The organism is Sinorhizobium sp. CB7 (assembly GCF_041357635.1).
Lineage (GTDB): Bacteria > Pseudomonadota > Alphaproteobacteria > Rhizobiales > Rhizobiaceae > Rhizobium.
Window position 1 is genome coordinate 40,759 of record NZ_JAULLL010000005.1, and the last position, 17,244, is coordinate 58,002.

Consider the following 17,244-nt stretch of genomic DNA (forward strand, 5'->3'; position numbering starts at 1 on the left):
TCCTCGAGTCGTTGAAATTGAATGGGTGACCTATTCGAAACAGAGCACAGCCGTCATTGTTCCGCAATTTTCAGATCCAACCGGAGCTTTCATCTGAATGTCATAAAGAAACCCGCCAAGGCGGGTTCCGATGTCCGAGCGGTTGGTCGCCTATTCCAGGATCTGCACGACCTTGTGCGTCTGTGGCTCGACGATGACGCGCTGATTGTTGATGACAGTGTAGCCGTAGCGTGGATTATCCGGGACCGGGATGATCTGGACGGTGGACGGGATCGGTTTACCCACAACGACCTTTTCCTCGACGACAGCGGTTGCAGGCGGAGCGGGCTGCTCCTGTACATAGGTGACAACTTCGCGCGGGGGCGGGTCAATCGCTGCTCCGGCTATGGCGCCGGCTACTCCGCCGACGGCCGCTCCGACCGGGCCGCCGACCACCGCGCCGGTCACAGCACCCCCGGCTGCGCCGGTTACTGCTCCGTCAGCCAAAGCATTTGTCGCCAGAGATGAAAGCGCAATAGCGCTCGCCGCAAGTAGAGCCTTGTGCATTTTGTGCCTCCTTCAGCTCATGTTTTTGCTTACACTGGCTAACTGCTCAGTCTATTTTCTTGTTCCCGCCCGGATGACTTGATGAAATCACTGTTTCTTGATGTCTTTTACAATGTGTGACGATGCGAAATCCGAATCTGCTATGATGCTCAACACTTGGCTCTGAATTTTGCTTTCAATCAGAAAGTCTCCGCAGCGTAGGAAGCGCAGGCGTGCAAAGCGACGCCTGTTCTCGACGCTTGCGCTTGGGAGTAGCATAGCGCGAAATCACGCTGGCAGTTGTGCTGGAGCCTTCCTGGAATTGCTTTAGCCGATCAGCAGCGCATCGTCATCGAGCGTCTGCCCCCGCATCCTGCGAAACATCGCGATCAGGTCCTCGACCTTGAGATTCTTGCGGCTGTCACCGCTGACATCGAGGACGATCTCGCCGCCGTGGAGCATGACCGTGCGGTGCCCGTGATCGAGCGCCTGACGCATCGAATGCGTGACCATCATCGTCGTCAGCTTGCGTTCGGAGACGATCTTTTCGGTCAGGCTCATGATGAATTCGGCCATGCCTGGATCAAGCGCGGCGGTGTGCTCGTCGAGCAGAAGCACTTCCGACCCGGCGAGCGTCGCCATCACCAGCGAGACCGCTTGCCGCTGACCGCCGGACAGCAGATCCATCCGGTCCCGCATGCGGTTCTCAAGGCCAAGATTGAGCTCGGCGATGCGCTCGCGGAAATGTTCGCGGCGGCTTGGGCCAAGGGCGGAGACCAGTCCCCGCTTTTCGCCGCGCCGTGCCGCCAGCGCCAGATTTTCCTCGATCGAGAGAGCGCCGCAGCTTCCGGCAAGCGGATCCTGGAACACACGCGCGACAAGGCCCGCACGGGCTGCCGTCGGCTTGCGCGTGACATCGGTCCTGCCGATCAACACCTGTCCTTCGGTTGGCAGCACGTCGCCGGCGAGAACGCCGAGCAGCGTCGATTTGCCTGCCCCGTTGGAGCCGATGACGGTGACGAACGAGCCCTCTTCGATCGTGAGGCTCACGCCGTTCAGGGCCTGCTTTTCCAGCGGCGTTCCGCGCCCGAAGATGACCTTGATGTTCTTGACACTGATCACGATGTGGCACCTCCGCGACGAAGACGGGGAAGGATGAGCGCCACGGTCACAAGGACGGCCGTCACGAAATTGAGGTCGGAAGCCTGCAGGCCGAGCACGTCGCTCGAAAGGGCCACCTGGATGGCAATGCGATAGATGATGGAACCGAGCACGCATCCAATGAGTGCGATAAGAAGACCTCGGCGTCCGAGTAGTGTCTCGCCGACGATGACGGCGGCCAGCCCCACGACAATCGTGCCGACACCGGAGGTCACATCGGCAAAGCCGTTCGTCTGGGCGAACAGAGCGCCACCGAACGCCACAAGTGCATTGGAGATTGCCATGCCGAGATAGATCTGGCGGCTGGTATCGACGCCCTGTGCGCGTGCCATGCGCGGATTGGCGCCGGTTGCGCGCATGGCAAGTCCCGCATCGCTTTCGAGGAAGCGCCATACCAGGAGCACGGCGACGACGACGAGGACGCCGACGAAGAGCGGCCGAACGTAATAATCCCTGAGGCCGAGGCCGAAGAATGGGCTGATCATCGTATCGGCGTTGATGAGAGCGACATTCGGCTTGCCCATGACGCGAAGATTGACCGAGAAAAGCCCGATCATGGTCAGGATCGATGCAAGCAGGTTCAGAATGCGGAAGCGCACGTTGAGGAGCGCAGTCACCATCCCCGCCGCTGCCCCGGCGACCATGGCGACCGCCGCGGCCAGCCAAGCATTGACACCGGCAATGATCAGGACCGCGGTGACTGCCGCGCCCAAGGGAAATGATCCGTCAACCGTCAGGTCGGGAAAATCCAGAACCCGGAATGCGAGATATACACCGACTGCGACGAAGGCATAGACCAGTCCAAGTTCCACAGCCCCCCAGAATGCGATCTGACTCAAGGCTTCCGCCCCTTCTTTCTTTTGGTTCCGCCTATCGGCGAAACACCGGTTTCTAGCGCATAACCCCGAAAATCGGAATCGATTTTCAGGAAAGCCTTATACGCCGATTCAAAATGATTAGAGGTTCTCTGCGCGCCTTATGGGACGCGCGGCGCTCTAATATCATCAGCCGCCCCGTCGGAAAACGGGAGCGGCTGACGAGATTACCCGAGCGGCAGGGCCGTTCGTTTATTCAATGACCTTGTTTGCCCGGCTGAGCACGCTTTCGGGCAGTGTCACGCCCATCTTGGCGGCCGCCGCCTTGTTGACCACCAGGTCGCTGCCGGCTGCGATCTTCACTGGAATATCGCCCGGTTTTTCACCCTTCAGCACGCGGACGACGATATCACCCGTCTGCTTGCCGACGTCGTAGTAGTTGAAGCCGAGAGCGGCGATCGCACCGCGCGAAACCGAATCCGTATCGGCGGTGAAGAGCGGCAGCTTGCCTTCTTCTGCGACGGCAACCGCGCCTTCGAGCGCCGAAATGATCGTGTTGTCCGTCGGGATATAAATCGCATCGGCGCGGCCGACGAGCGAGCGGGCGGCACCCTGTACCTCGGCCGACTTGGTGGCGGCCGATTCGACGATCTTGACGCCGGCCTTCTCAGCTTCCGTCTTCAGAACGCCAAGCAGCGAAACCGAATTTGCTTCGCCGGGATTGTAGAGATAGCCGATGGACTTGACGTTCGGCAGGATCTCCTTGATCAGCGCGACGTGCTCGCCAACCGGCGACATGTCGGAAAGCCCGGTCACGTTGCCGCCTGGCTTGTCCATATCTTTGACGAGCTGAGCGCCAAGCGGGTCGGAGACAGCGGTAAAGACGACCGGAATGTCACGGGTGGAGGACACGACGGCCTGAGCCGAGGGGGTGGAGATCGGCACGATGACGTCAGGCTCGTCACCCACGAACTGACGGGCGATCTGCGCGGCTGTCGCCGGGTTGCCCTGCGCCGACTGGTAAACGAACTTAAGGTTCTCACCTTCCTTGTAGCCGGCTGCGGCAAGAGCGTCGCGAACGCCGTTGCGCGCCGCATCGAGAGCGGGATGCTCGACGATCGCCGTTACGGCGACGGTGACGTCTTCGGCCTTCGCGGGCAGCGAAAGTGCCAGGGCGGCGGCAAAGCCCAGCAAAATTGATCGCATAAAAGTGTCCTCCAACACACGAATTCAAAGGCTTTTAGATAAAGCACGACCTGAAATCAATCATGCGGAGAAGCTGGGCGGATTAAACTTTACGATTAGTCGACCGGCGTCGTTCGCCGGAGCTTAAACTCGCTGGCGTGGCAAGGACATTGCTGACCGCGATGCACATGGTCTTGCGGCCTCCCACGTCGTGAAAGGCCGCAGCGTAGCGCATCGATGAATGCATCAGAGCGTTATTTATTCCGGGTGACGCCGGTCAGCCGGATGATGCCGTCGGGATAGGTCTTGAAACCATCCAGATTGGCGTTGAAAGCGTAGATCCATTTCGAATGGTAGAGGTAGACGATCGGCAGATCCTTGAGGAGGACCGAGACGGCCTGGGCATATTTGGCCTTGCGCGCCTCCGGGTCGCCGACCGCGCGCGCTTCCGCCAGCACCTTGTCGAGATCCTTGTTGCAATAGTGCGCGTCATTGCCCGCAGCCCCGCAGCTCAGCATCGGGGTGATGTTGAGATCCGGATCGACACGTCCGCTCCATCCGACCAGATGCGACTGGAAATTGCCCTGCCGCGCGATATCGAGAAGGCTCGTCAGTTCGGTTGCGCGGATGGATACATTGATGCCGATCTCGCCGACCATCGACTGGATGACCTGCGCCACCTGCTGGCGTTCGGCGTCGGTCGGAACGAGAAGTTCCACCGTCGCGCTTGTCACGCCTGCTTCCTTCATCTTGGCGCGGGCGGCGTCGATATCCCGGGCCGGGACCGGGTATTTCTTGTCATAATACTGGCTCGATGGCGGGAAGGGCTGGTTGCCGGGCGCGAACTGGCCTTCGAAGACGACCTGATTGATCGCGTCGCGATCGATGGCAAGGCTGAAGGCTTCGCGAATGGCCTGCTTGGTTGCGAAATCCTTGTTCGCGCCGGGGCCGCCGATATTGATCGTGATGCCGTAGTAGCCAAGGCCGACCACCTCGGCGGTCTTGAGATCGGCATTCTCCTTGACCGAGGCGACGTCGGTCGCTGCCAGCCGTTCGATCAGGTCCGTCTGACCCGATCTCAGATTGAGAAGCCGAACATTGCTATCCGGCATGCCGCGATAGACGAGTTCGTCGAAGTGATACTTGTCGGCATTCCAGTAGTCCTTGAATTTATCCAGGACGATGCGGTCCTGAACGACGCGCTGCGAAAACTTGTAGGGTCCCGAGCAGACGGGACTGTTGGTAAAATTCGCGCCGAGCTCCTTGCCAGCCTTCGGGCTGACGATCATTCCGGCGCGGTCGGTGAAGGCCGCCAGAAGCGGTACTGACGCCTCTTTCAGGTTGATCTTGACGGTATATTCGTCAGGCACCTCGATGGAGGCGATGCTGCTGATCTCGGACTTGCGCCTGGAGATGTCGAGCGTCAGGTAGCGCTGGAGATTGTATTTGACCGCCTCGGCGTTGACCGGCTCGCCGTCGTGGAATTTTGCGCCGTGGCGGATCTTCAAGGTGAGTGTCTTGCTGTCGCCGGACCACTCCCAGCTCTCGGCCAGCATCGGGACGATCTGACCCTGCTCATCGATATCGACGAGCTTGTCGCAGAGCGACTGCAGAACGTGCCGTCCGACGAAACTCCAGTTGGTGGCGGGATCGAGCGTATCGGGATCGTCCTGCAAGGTGATATTCAGGACGCTTTTTTCCTGTGCGGCCACCGGCTGGGCGGCAAAGCCCGTCAGAGCGATGCCTGCTATCAATGCAATATAGTATGGTTTCATGCCTCTGTTCCCTCTTCTTCAGTCAAAGCTTGTCCGCGGCGTACGACGACGCGGTTTATCGCGCGATTGCATAACTCTGCATGTGCCGGGGCGTTGCGGCGGCATAGATCTGGCCATTGCTGCGCCGGACGGCGCAGACACGGCCGAGCGACCAGCTTTCCTGCACCGAAACCAGATGGCCGCGCTCGCGCAGCTCAGCGATGACGTCAGCGCCAAAGCGATCCTCGACGAGGAGGCGCCCGAGTTCGTATTCGCGTGGATAGAAGGAGCCCGGCCAGTGCTTGCTATGAAACATCGGCGCATCGATAGAGCGCTGAAGACCCTGGCGGTGGATGACGTGGCGCAGGAAGACCGTCAGTGGCCATTGATCCTGCTGGTCGCCGCCCGGCGTGCCGATGGCGAGATAAGGATCTCCATTCCGGGTGACGAGCGTCGGCGTCAGGGTGGTACGCGGCCGCGTCCCGGGCCTCAGGGTCGAAGGAAGGCCGTCGTCCAGCCAGAACATCTGTCCGCGAGTGGAGATCGGGAAGCCGAGACCCGGAACGACAGGAGAGCTTTGCAGCCAGCCGCCGCTGGGTGTCGCCGATACCATGTTGCCGAAGCGATCGACGACATCGAGATGGACCGTGTCGCCCTCGATCTCCGGTACGGCGGCATAGGTGACCTCGCCGCCGCCGGGGCCGTGCGGCACTTCGCTGCCGGCGCGTGCGGCGATCGTCGCAAGCCGTTCGGCAGCACCCGGCAGATGGCTGGCAACGAGCTCCAAGGACGCCTGGGAGCCAATGAGCTTTGCCCTTTCCTGCGCATAGTCATCGGAAAGAAGGATATCGAGCGGGATGTCGGAAACCCGCGGATCGCCGTAGAAGGCTTCACGATCGGCAAAGGCAAGCTTGGCACACTCGACGATGGTATGGACGAAATCGGCACTCAGCGGATCGAGCGCATCGAGATCGAACTGGGACAGGAGCGCCAGTTGCTGAAGAAAGACCGGGCCCTGGCCCCACGGACCCGTCTTGTGGACGGTCAAACCGCGGAAATTTCTGGAAAGCGTCTTCTCCTTGGTGGCCGACCAGCGAGCGAGGTCGTCGCCGCGCAGCAGGCCGCGATTGCATCGGCCCGTGGTGTCGAAAAGTTCCGCGGTGCTGTAGAAGCGCTCGATCGCCTCGGCGACGAAGCCCTGATAGAAGGCGCGGCGAGCGGTCTCGATCTGGGCGACACGGTCGCCGCCGGCAGCCTTGGCTTCGTCAACGATACGACGATAGGTGGCGGCTATGGCAGGCGTCGACATCAGGGCGCCGGGCTTCGGCACCGCATTGGCTGGAAGCCAGACTTCAGCGGAGGTCGGCCATTGACTGAGGAAGAGTTCCGTCACCGGGATGATCGAGGCAACCGCGCGCGGCAGCAGGGGAAAGCCGGTTTCGGCGTAGCCGATCGCATAGCTCAGGACCTCCTCGACCGAGAGCGTGCCATAATCCCGAAGAAGCAGCATCCAGGCGTCGAAGGCGCCGGGCACGACAGCCGGCAGGAGACCGGTTCCGGGGATCATGTCGAGCCCGAGATTGCGGAAGGCCGCTGATGTCGCCAGTGCAGGCGCCACGCCCTGGCCGCAGATCACGACAGGCTCATCCTCCTTCGCGTTCTTGAGGATGATCGGCACTTCGCCGCCCGGGCCGTTCAGATGGGGTTCGACGATCTGCAGGGTGAAGCCGCAGGCTGCTGCGGCATCGAAGGCGTTTCCGCCCCTTTCGAGGACCGACATGCCGACGGCAGTACCGAGCCAATGGGTGGAGCTGACTGCGCCGAAAGTGCCGCTGAGTTCGGGCCGTGTTGTAAATGGAGCCATTGTATCCGCCTCTCGTTGAAGGGTCTTCACGCCGGTACTCACTGCAGGCAGGTCACGCCGAACCATTGGATTATTGGTTCGTAAAATTTGAGGCTTTCATCGCGACGCCTGATATATCAGATGTAATTTCCCGAAGCGAGTCAAGGAGAATTTCGGCGGATTTGCATCGTTCATGAATGTGAACAATAGGGTGTGCAACTCTGCGATTAATGCCGCAATGGTTCGCAGTGGTTCCAAAATCGCCGACTGGTTGTTTTCCGGCGAAAATCCCGCTACCACCTGTAGGATTGACGAGGCGGCCGACGTTTCGATTGAAAACGCAAGCCGCAGTCAAGCTCAGGAAACCGAGATGGCGTTGGAAGACAAACAGGTTCTGCTCGACAGGCTGCGCACGGTCATCGAGACGGGAGAAGGGGAGTTCATCAAGGATGGACAACTTCTGCCGGAGCGCGAGCTTATGAAAACCTTCGGTGTCGGACGCCGGGCGATCCGCGAAACGCTGAGGGCTCTCGAAATCGAAGGAATGCTGTTTCGCCGGCAGGGGCTCGGCACCTTCGTCAAAGTCATCGAGTCGAAGTCGACAAACATCCCTTCGTTGACGAGCAAAACCAGTCCGCAGGACATTATCGAAGTCAGACAGGAAATAGAGCCGGTGCTGGCGCGACTTGCGGCAGTCCGCGCGACACTGCTCGACATTGACCAGATGAAGCAATTCATCCGCCGGGCGGGCGAAGCGATGACGGCGCGTCAGTATGAGCGCTGGGACAGTGCGTTCCATGCAAAGATTGCAGAAAGCGTTCGCAATTCCCTCTTCTGGGGCGTGTTCGATCTCATTAACTCCGTGCGGGCCGAGCAGCGTTGGATCAGCGCCCGCGACAAGGTTTTCTCGCCGGAGCTGAATGCCAAGCTGCTCAAGCAACATAGCGAGATCGTCCAAGCGATAGAGGCAAGGGATCCGGAGGCGGCCGAGCGCGCGATGCGCAAGCATCTCGTCACGGCCGGCAGTCGGATCACCGAGCAGCCCGATACTTAAGTTTATTTCAAACCGCCGAACCGCGCGTTGCGGACATCCGCCAATCCGCGCATGGCGTCAGGGTTGCCGGTTGCCGCTGCCGCTTCGAAGACGCGATTGGCATCGCCATACATCTTCAGGTTCATATAGGCATAACCGCGCAGGACCATCAGATCGATCCGTTCGCGCTGAAATTGGGCACGCTGATCGAGGAACATCAACGCTTCCCTGTAGCGACCGGCGTCGAAGGCAGCCGTCGCGCGATCGGTTAGAATGGCCGTCTGGAGTTCTGATGCTCGCTGCCGACTGAGCGGCGCCTTCGCCGCCGCGACGGCGGCCTTGCTTGTGAGGCCGACGCGCAGATAGGCGAGGCTCTGGCCATAGGCGGCGTCCTCTCGCGCGGATCCGCGTGAGCTGCCAAGGGCGACCTCGAAGGCGGCGGCTGCTTCCATGGGACGGTTGATATCCATGAGACACCAGCCGCGTGAAAGCGCGTCGCCTGGAGAGAGTCTCCGGGGATCGATTGTCGTCGAGCAGCCGCGAGGTTGCCGCGGCCCGCGACGGATCGAGACCGTTTCGGCCGGCCGCCGGTACCGGACCACGGCTTGCGGTGGAGCAGCAGGAGCCTGCTGCTGTACAACAGGCCCTGATGGCGGCAAGGGCGCCTGCGGCCCAGCCTCGGGGGGCGTGACCTCACGAAGATTGGCGATCCGCGGCGACCTGCCTTGCCAAAGGCGTTGGATTTCCGCAACGCCCCTGCGGTCGTTGAGCTGATCCCGGGTGATGGCCAGGCCATAGGCGGAGGGTTCGTCATCCGGTTTCCACCGCAAGGCGGTTTCAAACCATCGGGCAGCGGTCTGCGGTTGGTTGAGGGCGCGGGCGTACCATCCGAATTGCTGAGCCGTTTCCGGATCACGCTGTTTTATCACCTCGGCTGCAATTCTCTGCAGGATGTCGGGTTGCAGCGCCACGGGCGGCTCGAGGGCAAGAAGATTGGCGGTTGCTGCGAGATAGGTCGCGGTGGCGTCCTTGGACGAGTCGCGCCATTTGTACATGACGTCCTCGGCTTCCTGCGGCGCCTTGCGATCGATCAGGACCAGAGCCAACCCTTGCGAGGCGGAGGCGGAATCCTCCTTGGCGCGGGCCATGCGGAACCATTTTTCCGCTTCCGTGGCATTGTTTCGGCGCAGATTGTACCAACCGAGCAGCAGGGCGTCGGATGCGAGCCCCTGAGTCTCGACCAGATGCTCGAGCCGGATCAGATAATCGGGAGCGATCGTCAGCTTCGGATCCTCGTTTGCCTCGGCCACGAAGCGACGTGCGAGATCGTCACGGATACTCTCGAATTCCCGGCCGCCATCCGGTCTCGGCCGCTCCTGCGAGAGGAGCTCCTGCATGGCGGGGTATGGCAGAAGTACGGATGCCTTCTGGATGGTCGCGATCCGTTCGGCCGGGTTTTCGCAATTCTTGAGGATGTAGAGGTAGGCGTCGCGGGCGCGTTGCGGCCTTTGCGTATTGGCGAGTGCTTCCGCCACGCGCCAGAGCACGTCTACTTCGCTGCAGGTCAAAATACTCGGTGTGGCGGCGCCGATATCGACGACGGTCTGGTATTGTTTGAGATCGGACGCGTTGATCAGCCGCGCGCGGGCTTCGGCCACATCAAGCCGATCCAGCAGATCGGCCGGCGGCTGCCAGCCCGGTTCGGCGGCTTGCCGGTCGGCGATCGCCTTACGCAACTCGGCGAAGCGCGCATCGGCATAAAGCTGCCACATGGCCTCCAGCTGCCTGTCGCCGCTCGGTTGTACGGCAAGCGGATCGGCCGGCGGCGTCCAGTTGGGATAGAGCGCTCTCAGACGGGAAATCTCAGCCTGAAGCCGCGCCGTATCGCCACGGCTTGCAAAATAACGAAGCGCACTTTCGTCCACGGCTGGCTGCTGCGGCGGCGCGGCCGGAGGCCCAGGAGACGGGGCAGGCGTTGCCTGTGCCACAAGCGGTTCCTTCTCGCCTACCATCTCCGCAACCTTGATAACGCGATCCCGCTTTTCCAGGAGCCGGAAATCGGGAGATCCGATCGTTCCCTTCAGCATGAGCTGCGGAGGATGCAACGGACGGCCCAGGAAATTTTCCAGCTTGCCGGTTATGGCGTCGCCCTCCCTCACACCGATCACGATGGAAGCCGTCACGGCCGCCACGGACAATGTGATGAGGGACGACTTCATAGGCACTCCGGATGTTTCTCCGCGACGTAGGACAGACCGAGCAGATGAAGCGTAGACGGGTAGTAAAGGGTCGGCTCAAAACGCTTCGCCGAGGCCGGAAGCCTCGTACCGTCCACTACACAGGCCACAGCATGGTTAATAATTTCATAACCGGGATCGGCGAGCATCTCTTTCGGGGCGCCGGATTCAACGTCGATCGTGGAAAGTGTGCCCTCCGCTCCTGTCATGCCCTGCTGTAATCGTCTCAGCAGATCCTTGTCTTCAATTTCACCGCGAAGAAGATAAAGCGGGATACGCAGAGCATTATAGCCGAAGTCCGCCGGAAAGCCCTCAGCCGGCCTTGGCATTGTCTCCATACTCACCCAATCCGACGGCAGTTGTCGTGGCCCGAACTTCATCCTCCTGAGCAGGCCGGTTCCATCCTCGGTGAGCTTGCCCCATTTCTCGGAGGGTGCCAGCGTCGCGAGCAGCGGAAAGGCCTCGAATATCCAATAAGAGGGATTGATGATCGGACCATCACTGCGATCTTCCGCCGAAAAGCCGGAAACACCCGGCAATAGCAGCGTCAAACCGTTTCGCTCGACGATAGTTTCGGAAAGCAGGGCCTGCGCGATCTTCGGCGCAACCTCGACATAATCGCTTCGGTTCCAGGCCGCGCCGGCGCGCGCAAGCGCATAGGCGATCAGAATATCTCCGTCAGAGGCGTTGTTGGTGTCGGTGACGTGCGGCGTGGCGGCAGGATCCCAGCGCCATACCGCAAGACCGTCATCTCTGAGCAGCAGTTCGGTTCGTGTGAAATACCAGATCTGTTCGAAATCGGATGGGCTGCCGGCAAGATAGGCGAGCAGGAGGCCGTATCCCTGTCCTTCGCTATGGCTGACATTGCCGTTTCCGTCATCGACGATGCGGCCGCTGGCATCGAGAAATTTCGCCTTGTAGGCGGACCAGGATTCCGCATCGATCGTCGACGGCTGTGCCTTTGCTCCGCCGCATGCGGCAAGCGTGATCAGGAGGCCGGCAAGCAGGCCGTGGAAGCTCGGTGATTTCATCGCCGTCTTCCGAGATTGGAGAGCATGCCCGAAGTTGCAAGACCAAGCAGCACCGCAAGGATCACCAGCAGCAGAGCGTAGGAAAGCACATTGGTGGACAACCAGTTCGCAACGATCAGGCGATAGTTGGAAAAGGAGGGCGCGACCGTAGGATCGAAATCAAATCGCGTGACGGGAACGATCTCGACCTTCCCCGTGGCGGCGGCGTAGGTGGTGATGTGGCCGACGATTTGCGGCCAATTCTCTTGTTCCGTCAGAGTGTTTATTCCCTGCCGCAGATCCTTTGCCATCGGTGCGGTCACGATCGTCCAGGTACCGCCGCCGTCGGGGCTCGTTCCCTGGGCGATCATCAATGTGTCGGCATTCGATGGCGTGAACGTTTCCTCGATGCTCGGCACGAACTGCAAGCTGCTCAGCGAGATGTCGAAGTTGCGCCGCATCCAGTCTTGGAAGGCGGAAATCTGACCCCGCCAACTGCCACCTCTCACCTTGGAGCGCCATTCTTCGAATGCCGCGCTTGTATCGGGGTTGCTCAACTGTCCTTGCTCAGGTGCCCTCCAGGAGGCCTGGCTCGCGGCGGCGATGTTGAGCTGCGACAGCGCGGTCGGCGGCATCTGCGATATTGACCCGATGAAAATGGCGTTCCGATCGCCGATGGCAGCCGGCGAGGCGACAATATCGATCGGCAGCGGGTGGCCGGCCATGATCGCAAGCTGGCCGAGAAGGGTCGCTGTCGCCGAAAGCGTATCGGCATCGACCCTGTCGATATAGAGCGGAATCGGCTCCGTGGAGCGTGAATAAGGGTATCCAGTGCCGGTGGTTGCGGCAAGATTGGGACGTTGTCCGATGCGGGCGAAATCCGGCATGTGGAATTCGGAGGTATCAAAAATTGCAAAACGGGGCGTGGCGGAGCGTGTCGAGCCGGGCACGCACAGCTGATCCTCCCGCGTCAAAAGGCCGGCCTCGATGACGATCGAATTGATGCCCGGTCGAAAGTGCCGCATCGTCAGGCGGATCGGCAGATGACGGAAGATGCCACCACCCGACGAAGTTATCGGTACGGTCGTGGCAATGTTGCCATTGACATAGACATCGATGTGGCTGCCCGGCAGGACGGCATCGGCATAGGCCGCATCGAGCAGTATGGTGGCTTCGCCGTAGGCGTTCGCATAGAAGTCAGCGGGAACGGCGATATTGAATTCCCTGCGAAAGCGACGGCCGGAAAATTCGGTGGTTCTCACCCCAAGTTGCGAGAAAGTCAGCCGCTTGTCGGAAAATAGTAGGGGCGCATCCGGAACTCGCCATTTCTGCGTTACGATGACGTCGCGGCGAACGGCGAGAGATCTGTCGGCCGGCGAGACGATGCTGTCGATCGCGGCTTCGACCATCTGCCATGACGGACCGCTGATGAGCAAAATCGGTGCACCGGTCTTGCCGTCGGTGACGAAGGTGGCAAGCGGCCCGGTTTGAACCGCCGCCGGCAATGCCGGAAAAATCGATTGCAGCTCGGACGCGGTGCCGACCATGACGGTCAGCCTGCCGGGCGCCGGTTGCGGTGGCGGGCTGGTGCTAAAGGCAAAGGACTGATTGGGCATGCCGCCAAGGATCGCAAGTCCTTGGGCAAGCCGCATCAGCGGCTTCGTCGTTCCGGGCTGTTCGAGTGCCGGCACGACGAAGTCGAATTCCGTTCGGCCAGTCTCGTTGACGCCGATCGCGCGCACCGCGTCCGTGCTTGAGAGCTTTGCCGCGTCCGCGCCGGCAAAGCTCAGATAAGTCTGTTTAGGATCGATCTCCGACCAGAGTTCGTAGGTGGATTCGATGCTGCAATCCGTCCGATGGTATTGACTGGCTTCGAAGGTGACGAGGTTCGACCCTGGCTGGAGCAATCCCGGCGGGATATCGAAGCTGACTGACGAAGGCCCATTGGGCGAGCTTATCTGCTTTTCACCGATGACCCTGTCGTTGACGTGCACCGAAAGCTTCGAGATCTCCGGCGCGACCACGACCGCGTTCTGATAGGCGAAGTTGAATTTTGCCGGGGCGGCAGCCTGTTCAGGTGTCAGATAGACCGACCAGGTGCGTTCGTCGGATTCACCATGAAGCCCGAGCTGCGAGAAGGGCACGATGTAGCGCCGCAAGTTCGCGGCCTTGGGCGTCGGCGACACAGGCCGCGCAACGGCGGGCGGTGCGGGTGCGGGAGGTGCTGAAGGCGGTTGAGCGGGCGGAGTTTGTGCAGGCGGAAAGGTGAGGCGAGGAGCGGCTGGTACCGCGCCCGCCGGCCGCTCAGGCGACATATCGAAGGGTGCCGTTTGCGACCGCGCGCTTGCGACAACGCTGATGAGGATCAGGCAGGCCGCGAGCAGCGCTCTCATCGCGCCTCCGATCTTGCGGCTTCCCGCATTTCCTTCTCGGTCCGCAGACCACGGAAGAGGTAAACGAGCCCGCGGCTCGTCTGATAGAGCGAAAGTCCGAGAAACCAGATTGTCCCGCGAATGAGACCGGGATTGCGGCGCCTGGACAATTGGAATTGCGTCCACTGTTCCGAATTGGCGAATATGAGGTCGGCGATCAGTCGATGGTCGAGCGCACTCTTCGGCACGTATTGACAGCCGAGTGCGGTGATGTCGCCCGATGCCTGGAGATTGCGAATGGTAACCGGCAACGTTTCCTCATTCGCGCTGCCATAGGGCTGGATGCGGATTTCTCCGGTACTGCCGACGGCGAGCTCGGCCAGATCCCTGCTGAACACGTTTACACGCGCGCCATGCACGGACACATCCTCGATGGATGCCGGGTAGAACGTGCCGTCGATGCCGAATTCGCAACGGCGGTCGACCCTGACACGTCGAGATGACGACCGCTCGCCGCGCTCCGAAACCACGCCCAGCGCGCATCCGGCGAGAACGATATTGAGGAGATTCCAGCCGCCGACGACCAGTGTAATGTCTGCCTTATAGGGTTCGGTGTAGATTTTGTAGACGCTGATCGCCAGCGCGACGAGCAGCACGCCAAAAATCACGAAAAACGGCCGGCTGATTTCCGACAGGCGACTGATCGAAACCGACTCATCCTTCGCCGTCACCTTGAATGTCGGCTTTCGCGGCTTGAGTATAACCGAGATGACCGCCGGCAGGAGATGGACGGTCTGAACATATTCGTAGAGTTCCGAAATCCATGGCCAGCGGAACGATCCATAGAGATAGTTCTGCATCATCAGGTTCACGAGCATGTAGGCGAGCGTATAGGCCAGGAATTCGCCCCCGGACGCGGTGAAGATCTCGAGATCGAAGAACAGATAGAAAAGCGGCGCGAAAAGGAAGATCGTTCTCGGGAAAGGGAAGAGCCAGAACAGTGTCGACGACATGTAGCAAAGCCGCTGAGGAAAGGAGAGGCCGCGTTTGAAAAGCGGGAAGCGAAAACGCATGATCTGCACCATGCCTTGCGCCCAGCGGCTGCGCTGGCCGATGAAGCTTGCAAATGTCGCAGGCTGAAGCCCGGCAATCAACGGCCTGTCGACATAGATGCTGGTCCAGCCGCGTCCATGCAGGGCGAGCGCCGTTTCACAGTCCTCGGTGATGCTGATACCGCTGAAGCCGCCGTTATCCTCGAGCGCCTTTCGGCGCAGGACGGCCGCCGAGCCGCAGAAGAAAGCGGCGTTCCACTTGTCGAGGCCACGCTGGATAATGCCGTAGAACATCTCATTCTCGCTCGGCATCCTGTCGAAGGTTCGCAGGTTGCGTTCGAGCGGATCCGGATTGATGAAGAAATGCGGTGTCTGGACGAGGAAAAGCTTTGGATCGTCATCGAAATAGCCGACGGTTTCGAGGAGAAAATCGCGCGCCGGCGCATGGTCCGCATCGAAGACAGCGATCAGCTCGCTTTTCGACTGCCACATGCCGTTGTTGAGATTTCCGGCCTTGGCGTGCTCGTTTTTCTCGCGCGTCAGATAATGGACGCCGAGTTCTTCGCAGAGCTGCTTCAGTTCTCGATGGCGCGCATTGGCCGCCTGCGCTTCAAGCAGTCTGCTCGAATTTCTCTTCTGGAGCGTGCCGCCGTCATCAAGCAGCCAGACCTGCAGCTTCTCGGCGGGATAATCCATAGCTCTGGCCGCCGCTAGCGTGTTGGCCAGAAGTTCCGGATCCTCGTTATAGGATGGGATGAAGACGTCGACATAGGGAAATTTGCCGGGCGTCGCCGCGCGAGAGGGGCGCGGCGGAAGCGGGCGCGCGACGACGAAGAGGCTCAATGCCAGCATCATCACGCTGTACATTTCTCCGAGATAGAGCAGGAAGCCGGGAATGAAGTTTTCGGGCTGATTGAGCGGCGGCAGTGTGTTCATCGTGCGCCAGTAGACATAGCGCAGCACGATCGCCGTTCCGAACGCCAAGGCGATCTGACGCCACATTCCTTCGCCATGGAGAATCTTGATGACCGCCATGATGGTCACCACCGTGATGCTGGCAATGAGTTGGGTCTGCAGATTTACCGGCAAGGTAACGAGGGCTAAAACGCATAGGGAAACCAGTGCCCAGATTACAGTGCTGCGGACCTTCTGCATGCTTGCTCCTCAAGCCAGGGCACACCGACTGTACTCGCAGCCCGGTATTGCACATTTCACCACTTACGGGCCGAAGCCCGCATCACCCTTTCCGGTTATTGCGGCGAAGGAACGACAATCCCGCTCGTCCCGCCATTCTGGTCTGGTGGCGGTGGAACAATCGGGCCGGTTGGTGAAGGTAACGTTCTCGGCACCGGCGCGGTTCGGCGGGTCGGAACAGGCGGGGCGGATGCGGGCCGGACGATGATCCGTGCCGGCTCGTAGCCGATCGGTGGTGGCCGGTGGGTCGGATCGGCTTCATAAGGATAGATAGGGTTTCCGGTGCGGCCAAGCCCAGGATCGGCTCCTGCGACCGAGCCATAGGGATTCCATATCTCGCCGTTGAACGAACCGGTGATCGTATAGCCGTACATGACGGCGAGCAGTTGCCGCTCGGTTGCCACGGCGTCGCACAGCCTCAGCCGAACCTGGATCATGCCGAAATTGCGTACCGCCGTCTGCGCATTCTGGCTCGAACGGATCTGCTGCCATGCGTAAATGCAGGTATCGCCGAGGCGGCTTCTGCCCGAGGCGTAGCCGAAGGGGCCGTAATTGTTCTGAAGAAAAAGCGGTGAACGCGCCATGACGACCCTGGGCAATTCACGGCGAATCTCGCGATTGATCGTACTGTCCTTAATGGTGACGAAGGATGCCGCTCCGACCCCGTTCGGTTGCGAACCGCTGGCGCCGAGGAACTTTATCCGCAGAGCATTCTGCCCAGGCGTAGCGGCGGAGGTGAAAAGTGAGATGTCCTGTTCGACACCGTTGTCGTACCGCCGCTCGATGACGCTGACGATTGAAGGACCGCCCGGCGGCGGGAAGGCCAGGGCATTCTCGCTGGGAACGGTCTGCGTCGATTGGGGCGAGCGGACCTCTCCATTCGTCGTACAGGCTGAAAGCATTGCGAGCGCTACCGTCAGCGATACCGACTTCAAGCGGCGCTTATCGATAAACGCAGCTGTCCCGCTCGGCATCGAGCCACCCAGGCGACATGTCGCGAGTGTCTGTCGAATCAATGGATTCCATGACATAGGTCAGGAATAAGCAAGAGAAGTCGTTAAGC

General features: G+C 60.5%; 12 protein-coding genes. 1 reads left to right on the plus strand and 11 read right to left on the minus strand.

Going from position 1 to position 17,244, the window contains the following annotated elements; all coding sequences use genetic code 11:
- Positions 1 to 150: 150 nt before the first annotated feature.
- From AAE029_RS11075 to AAE029_RS11100, 6 genes are all read right to left on the minus strand, one after another.
- Positions 151 to 546, minus strand: a complete 396-nt coding sequence (locus tag AAE029_RS11075) for a DUF1236 domain-containing protein (RefSeq protein WP_371072891.1) — start codon at positions 544 to 546, stop codon at positions 151 to 153.
- 306 nt (positions 547 to 852) lie between these two features.
- Entirely contained in the window at positions 853 to 1,647 is a 795-nt protein-coding gene (locus tag AAE029_RS11080) for an ABC transporter ATP-binding protein (RefSeq protein WP_371072892.1), read from the minus strand.
- Positions 1,644 to 2,525 carry an ABC transporter permease gene (locus tag AAE029_RS11085; protein WP_371072893.1) on the minus strand — a complete coding sequence of 294 codons (882 nt, stop codon included), beginning with the start codon at positions 2,523 to 2,525 and terminating at the stop codon, positions 1,644 to 1,646. Before AAE029_RS11085 ends, AAE029_RS11080 begins: the two co-directional genes overlap by 4 nt.
- Positions 2,526 to 2,753: 228 nt before the next feature.
- Positions 2,754 to 3,707 (minus strand): ABC transporter substrate-binding protein, encoded by a 954-nt coding sequence (locus AAE029_RS11090; protein WP_371072894.1) that lies wholly within the window; start codon positions 3,705 to 3,707, stop codon positions 2,754 to 2,756.
- A 233-nt stretch (positions 3,708 to 3,940) separates the two neighbouring features.
- On the minus strand, positions 3,941 to 5,461 hold the full coding sequence (locus AAE029_RS11095; RefSeq protein ID WP_371072895.1) for an ABC transporter substrate-binding protein: 1,521 nt from the start codon (positions 5,459 to 5,461) through the stop codon (positions 3,941 to 3,943).
- Between the two features lie 55 nt (positions 5,462 to 5,516).
- Entirely contained in the window at positions 5,517 to 7,304 is a 1,788-nt protein-coding gene (locus AAE029_RS11100) for a gamma-glutamyltransferase family protein (RefSeq protein WP_371072896.1), read from the minus strand.
- A gap of 349 nt (positions 7,305 to 7,653) precedes the next feature.
- Between AAE029_RS11100 and AAE029_RS11105 the strand changes: the two genes are divergently transcribed.
- Complete coding sequence (locus tag AAE029_RS11105; protein WP_371072897.1) at positions 7,654 to 8,337, plus strand: FadR/GntR family transcriptional regulator; 684 nt, start codon at positions 7,654 to 7,656, stop codon at positions 8,335 to 8,337.
- A gap of 2 nt (positions 8,338 to 8,339) precedes the next feature.
- On the opposite strand, the gene AAE029_RS11110 is transcribed toward AAE029_RS11105, so the two are convergent.
- The 5 genes from AAE029_RS11110 to bcsN form a co-directional block, all read right to left on the minus strand.
- Positions 8,340 to 10,535, minus strand: a complete 2,196-nt coding sequence (locus AAE029_RS11110) for a cellulose synthase (RefSeq protein ID WP_371072898.1) — start codon at positions 10,533 to 10,535, stop codon at positions 8,340 to 8,342.
- Positions 10,532 to 11,584 carry a glycosyl hydrolase family 8 gene (locus tag AAE029_RS11115; RefSeq protein WP_371072899.1) on the minus strand — a complete coding sequence of 351 codons (1,053 nt, stop codon included), beginning with the start codon at positions 11,582 to 11,584 and terminating at the stop codon, positions 10,532 to 10,534. The genes AAE029_RS11110 and AAE029_RS11115 overlap by 4 nt, the downstream gene beginning before the upstream one ends.
- Positions 11,581 to 13,956 (minus strand): cellulose biosynthesis cyclic di-GMP-binding regulatory protein BcsB, encoded by a 2,376-nt coding sequence (locus tag AAE029_RS11120; protein WP_371072900.1) that lies wholly within the window; start codon positions 13,954 to 13,956, stop codon positions 11,581 to 11,583. The genes AAE029_RS11115 and AAE029_RS11120 overlap by 4 nt, the downstream gene beginning before the upstream one ends.
- On the minus strand, positions 13,953 to 16,142 hold the full coding sequence (bcsA, locus tag AAE029_RS11125) for a UDP-forming cellulose synthase catalytic subunit (protein WP_371072901.1): 2,190 nt from the start codon (positions 16,140 to 16,142) through the stop codon (positions 13,953 to 13,955). Before bcsA ends, AAE029_RS11120 begins: the two co-directional genes overlap by 4 nt.
- 95 nt (positions 16,143 to 16,237) lie before the next feature.
- Complete coding sequence (gene bcsN, locus AAE029_RS11130; protein WP_371072902.1) at positions 16,238 to 17,155, minus strand: cellulose biosynthesis protein BcsN; 918 nt, start codon at positions 17,153 to 17,155, stop codon at positions 16,238 to 16,240.
- Positions 17,156 to 17,244: the final 89 nt, after the last annotated feature.

What these genes read in the sequence shown, in the direction of transcription:
- AAE029_RS11075 (WP_371072891.1), bottom strand. Translation starts at nt 546, where the DNA reads ATGCACAAGGCTCTACTTGCGGCGAGCGCTATTGCGCTTTCATCTCTG.
- AAE029_RS11090 (WP_371072894.1), bottom strand. Translation starts at nt 3,707, where the DNA reads ATGCGATCAATTTTGCTGGGCTTTGCCGCCGCCCTGGCACTTTCGCTG.
- AAE029_RS11095 (WP_371072895.1), bottom strand. Translation starts at nt 5,461, where the DNA reads ATGAAACCATACTATATTGCATTGATAGCAGGCATCGCTCTGACGGGC.
- AAE029_RS11100 (WP_371072896.1), bottom strand. Translation starts at nt 7,304, where the DNA reads ATGGCTCCATTTACAACACGGCCCGAACTCAGCGGCACTTTCGGCGCA.
- AAE029_RS11105 (WP_371072897.1), top strand. Translation starts at nt 7,654, where the DNA reads ATGGCGTTGGAAGACAAACAGGTTCTGCTCGACAGGCTGCGCACGGTC.
- AAE029_RS11110 (WP_371072898.1), bottom strand. Translation starts at nt 10,535, where the DNA reads ATGAAGTCGTCCCTCATCACATTGTCCGTGGCGGCCGTGACGGCTTCC.
- AAE029_RS11115 (WP_371072899.1), bottom strand. Translation starts at nt 11,584, where the DNA reads ATGAAATCACCGAGCTTCCACGGCCTGCTTGCCGGCCTCCTGATCACG.
- AAE029_RS11120 (WP_371072900.1), bottom strand. Translation starts at nt 13,956, where the DNA reads ATGAGAGCGCTGCTCGCGGCCTGCCTGATCCTCATCAGCGTTGTCGCA.
- bcsA (WP_371072901.1), bottom strand. Translation starts at nt 16,142, where the DNA reads ATGCAGAAGGTCCGCAGCACTGTAATCTGGGCACTGGTTTCCCTATGC.
- bcsN (WP_371072902.1), bottom strand. Translation starts at nt 17,155, where the DNA reads ATGCCGAGCGGGACAGCTGCGTTTATCGATAAGCGCCGCTTGAAGTCG.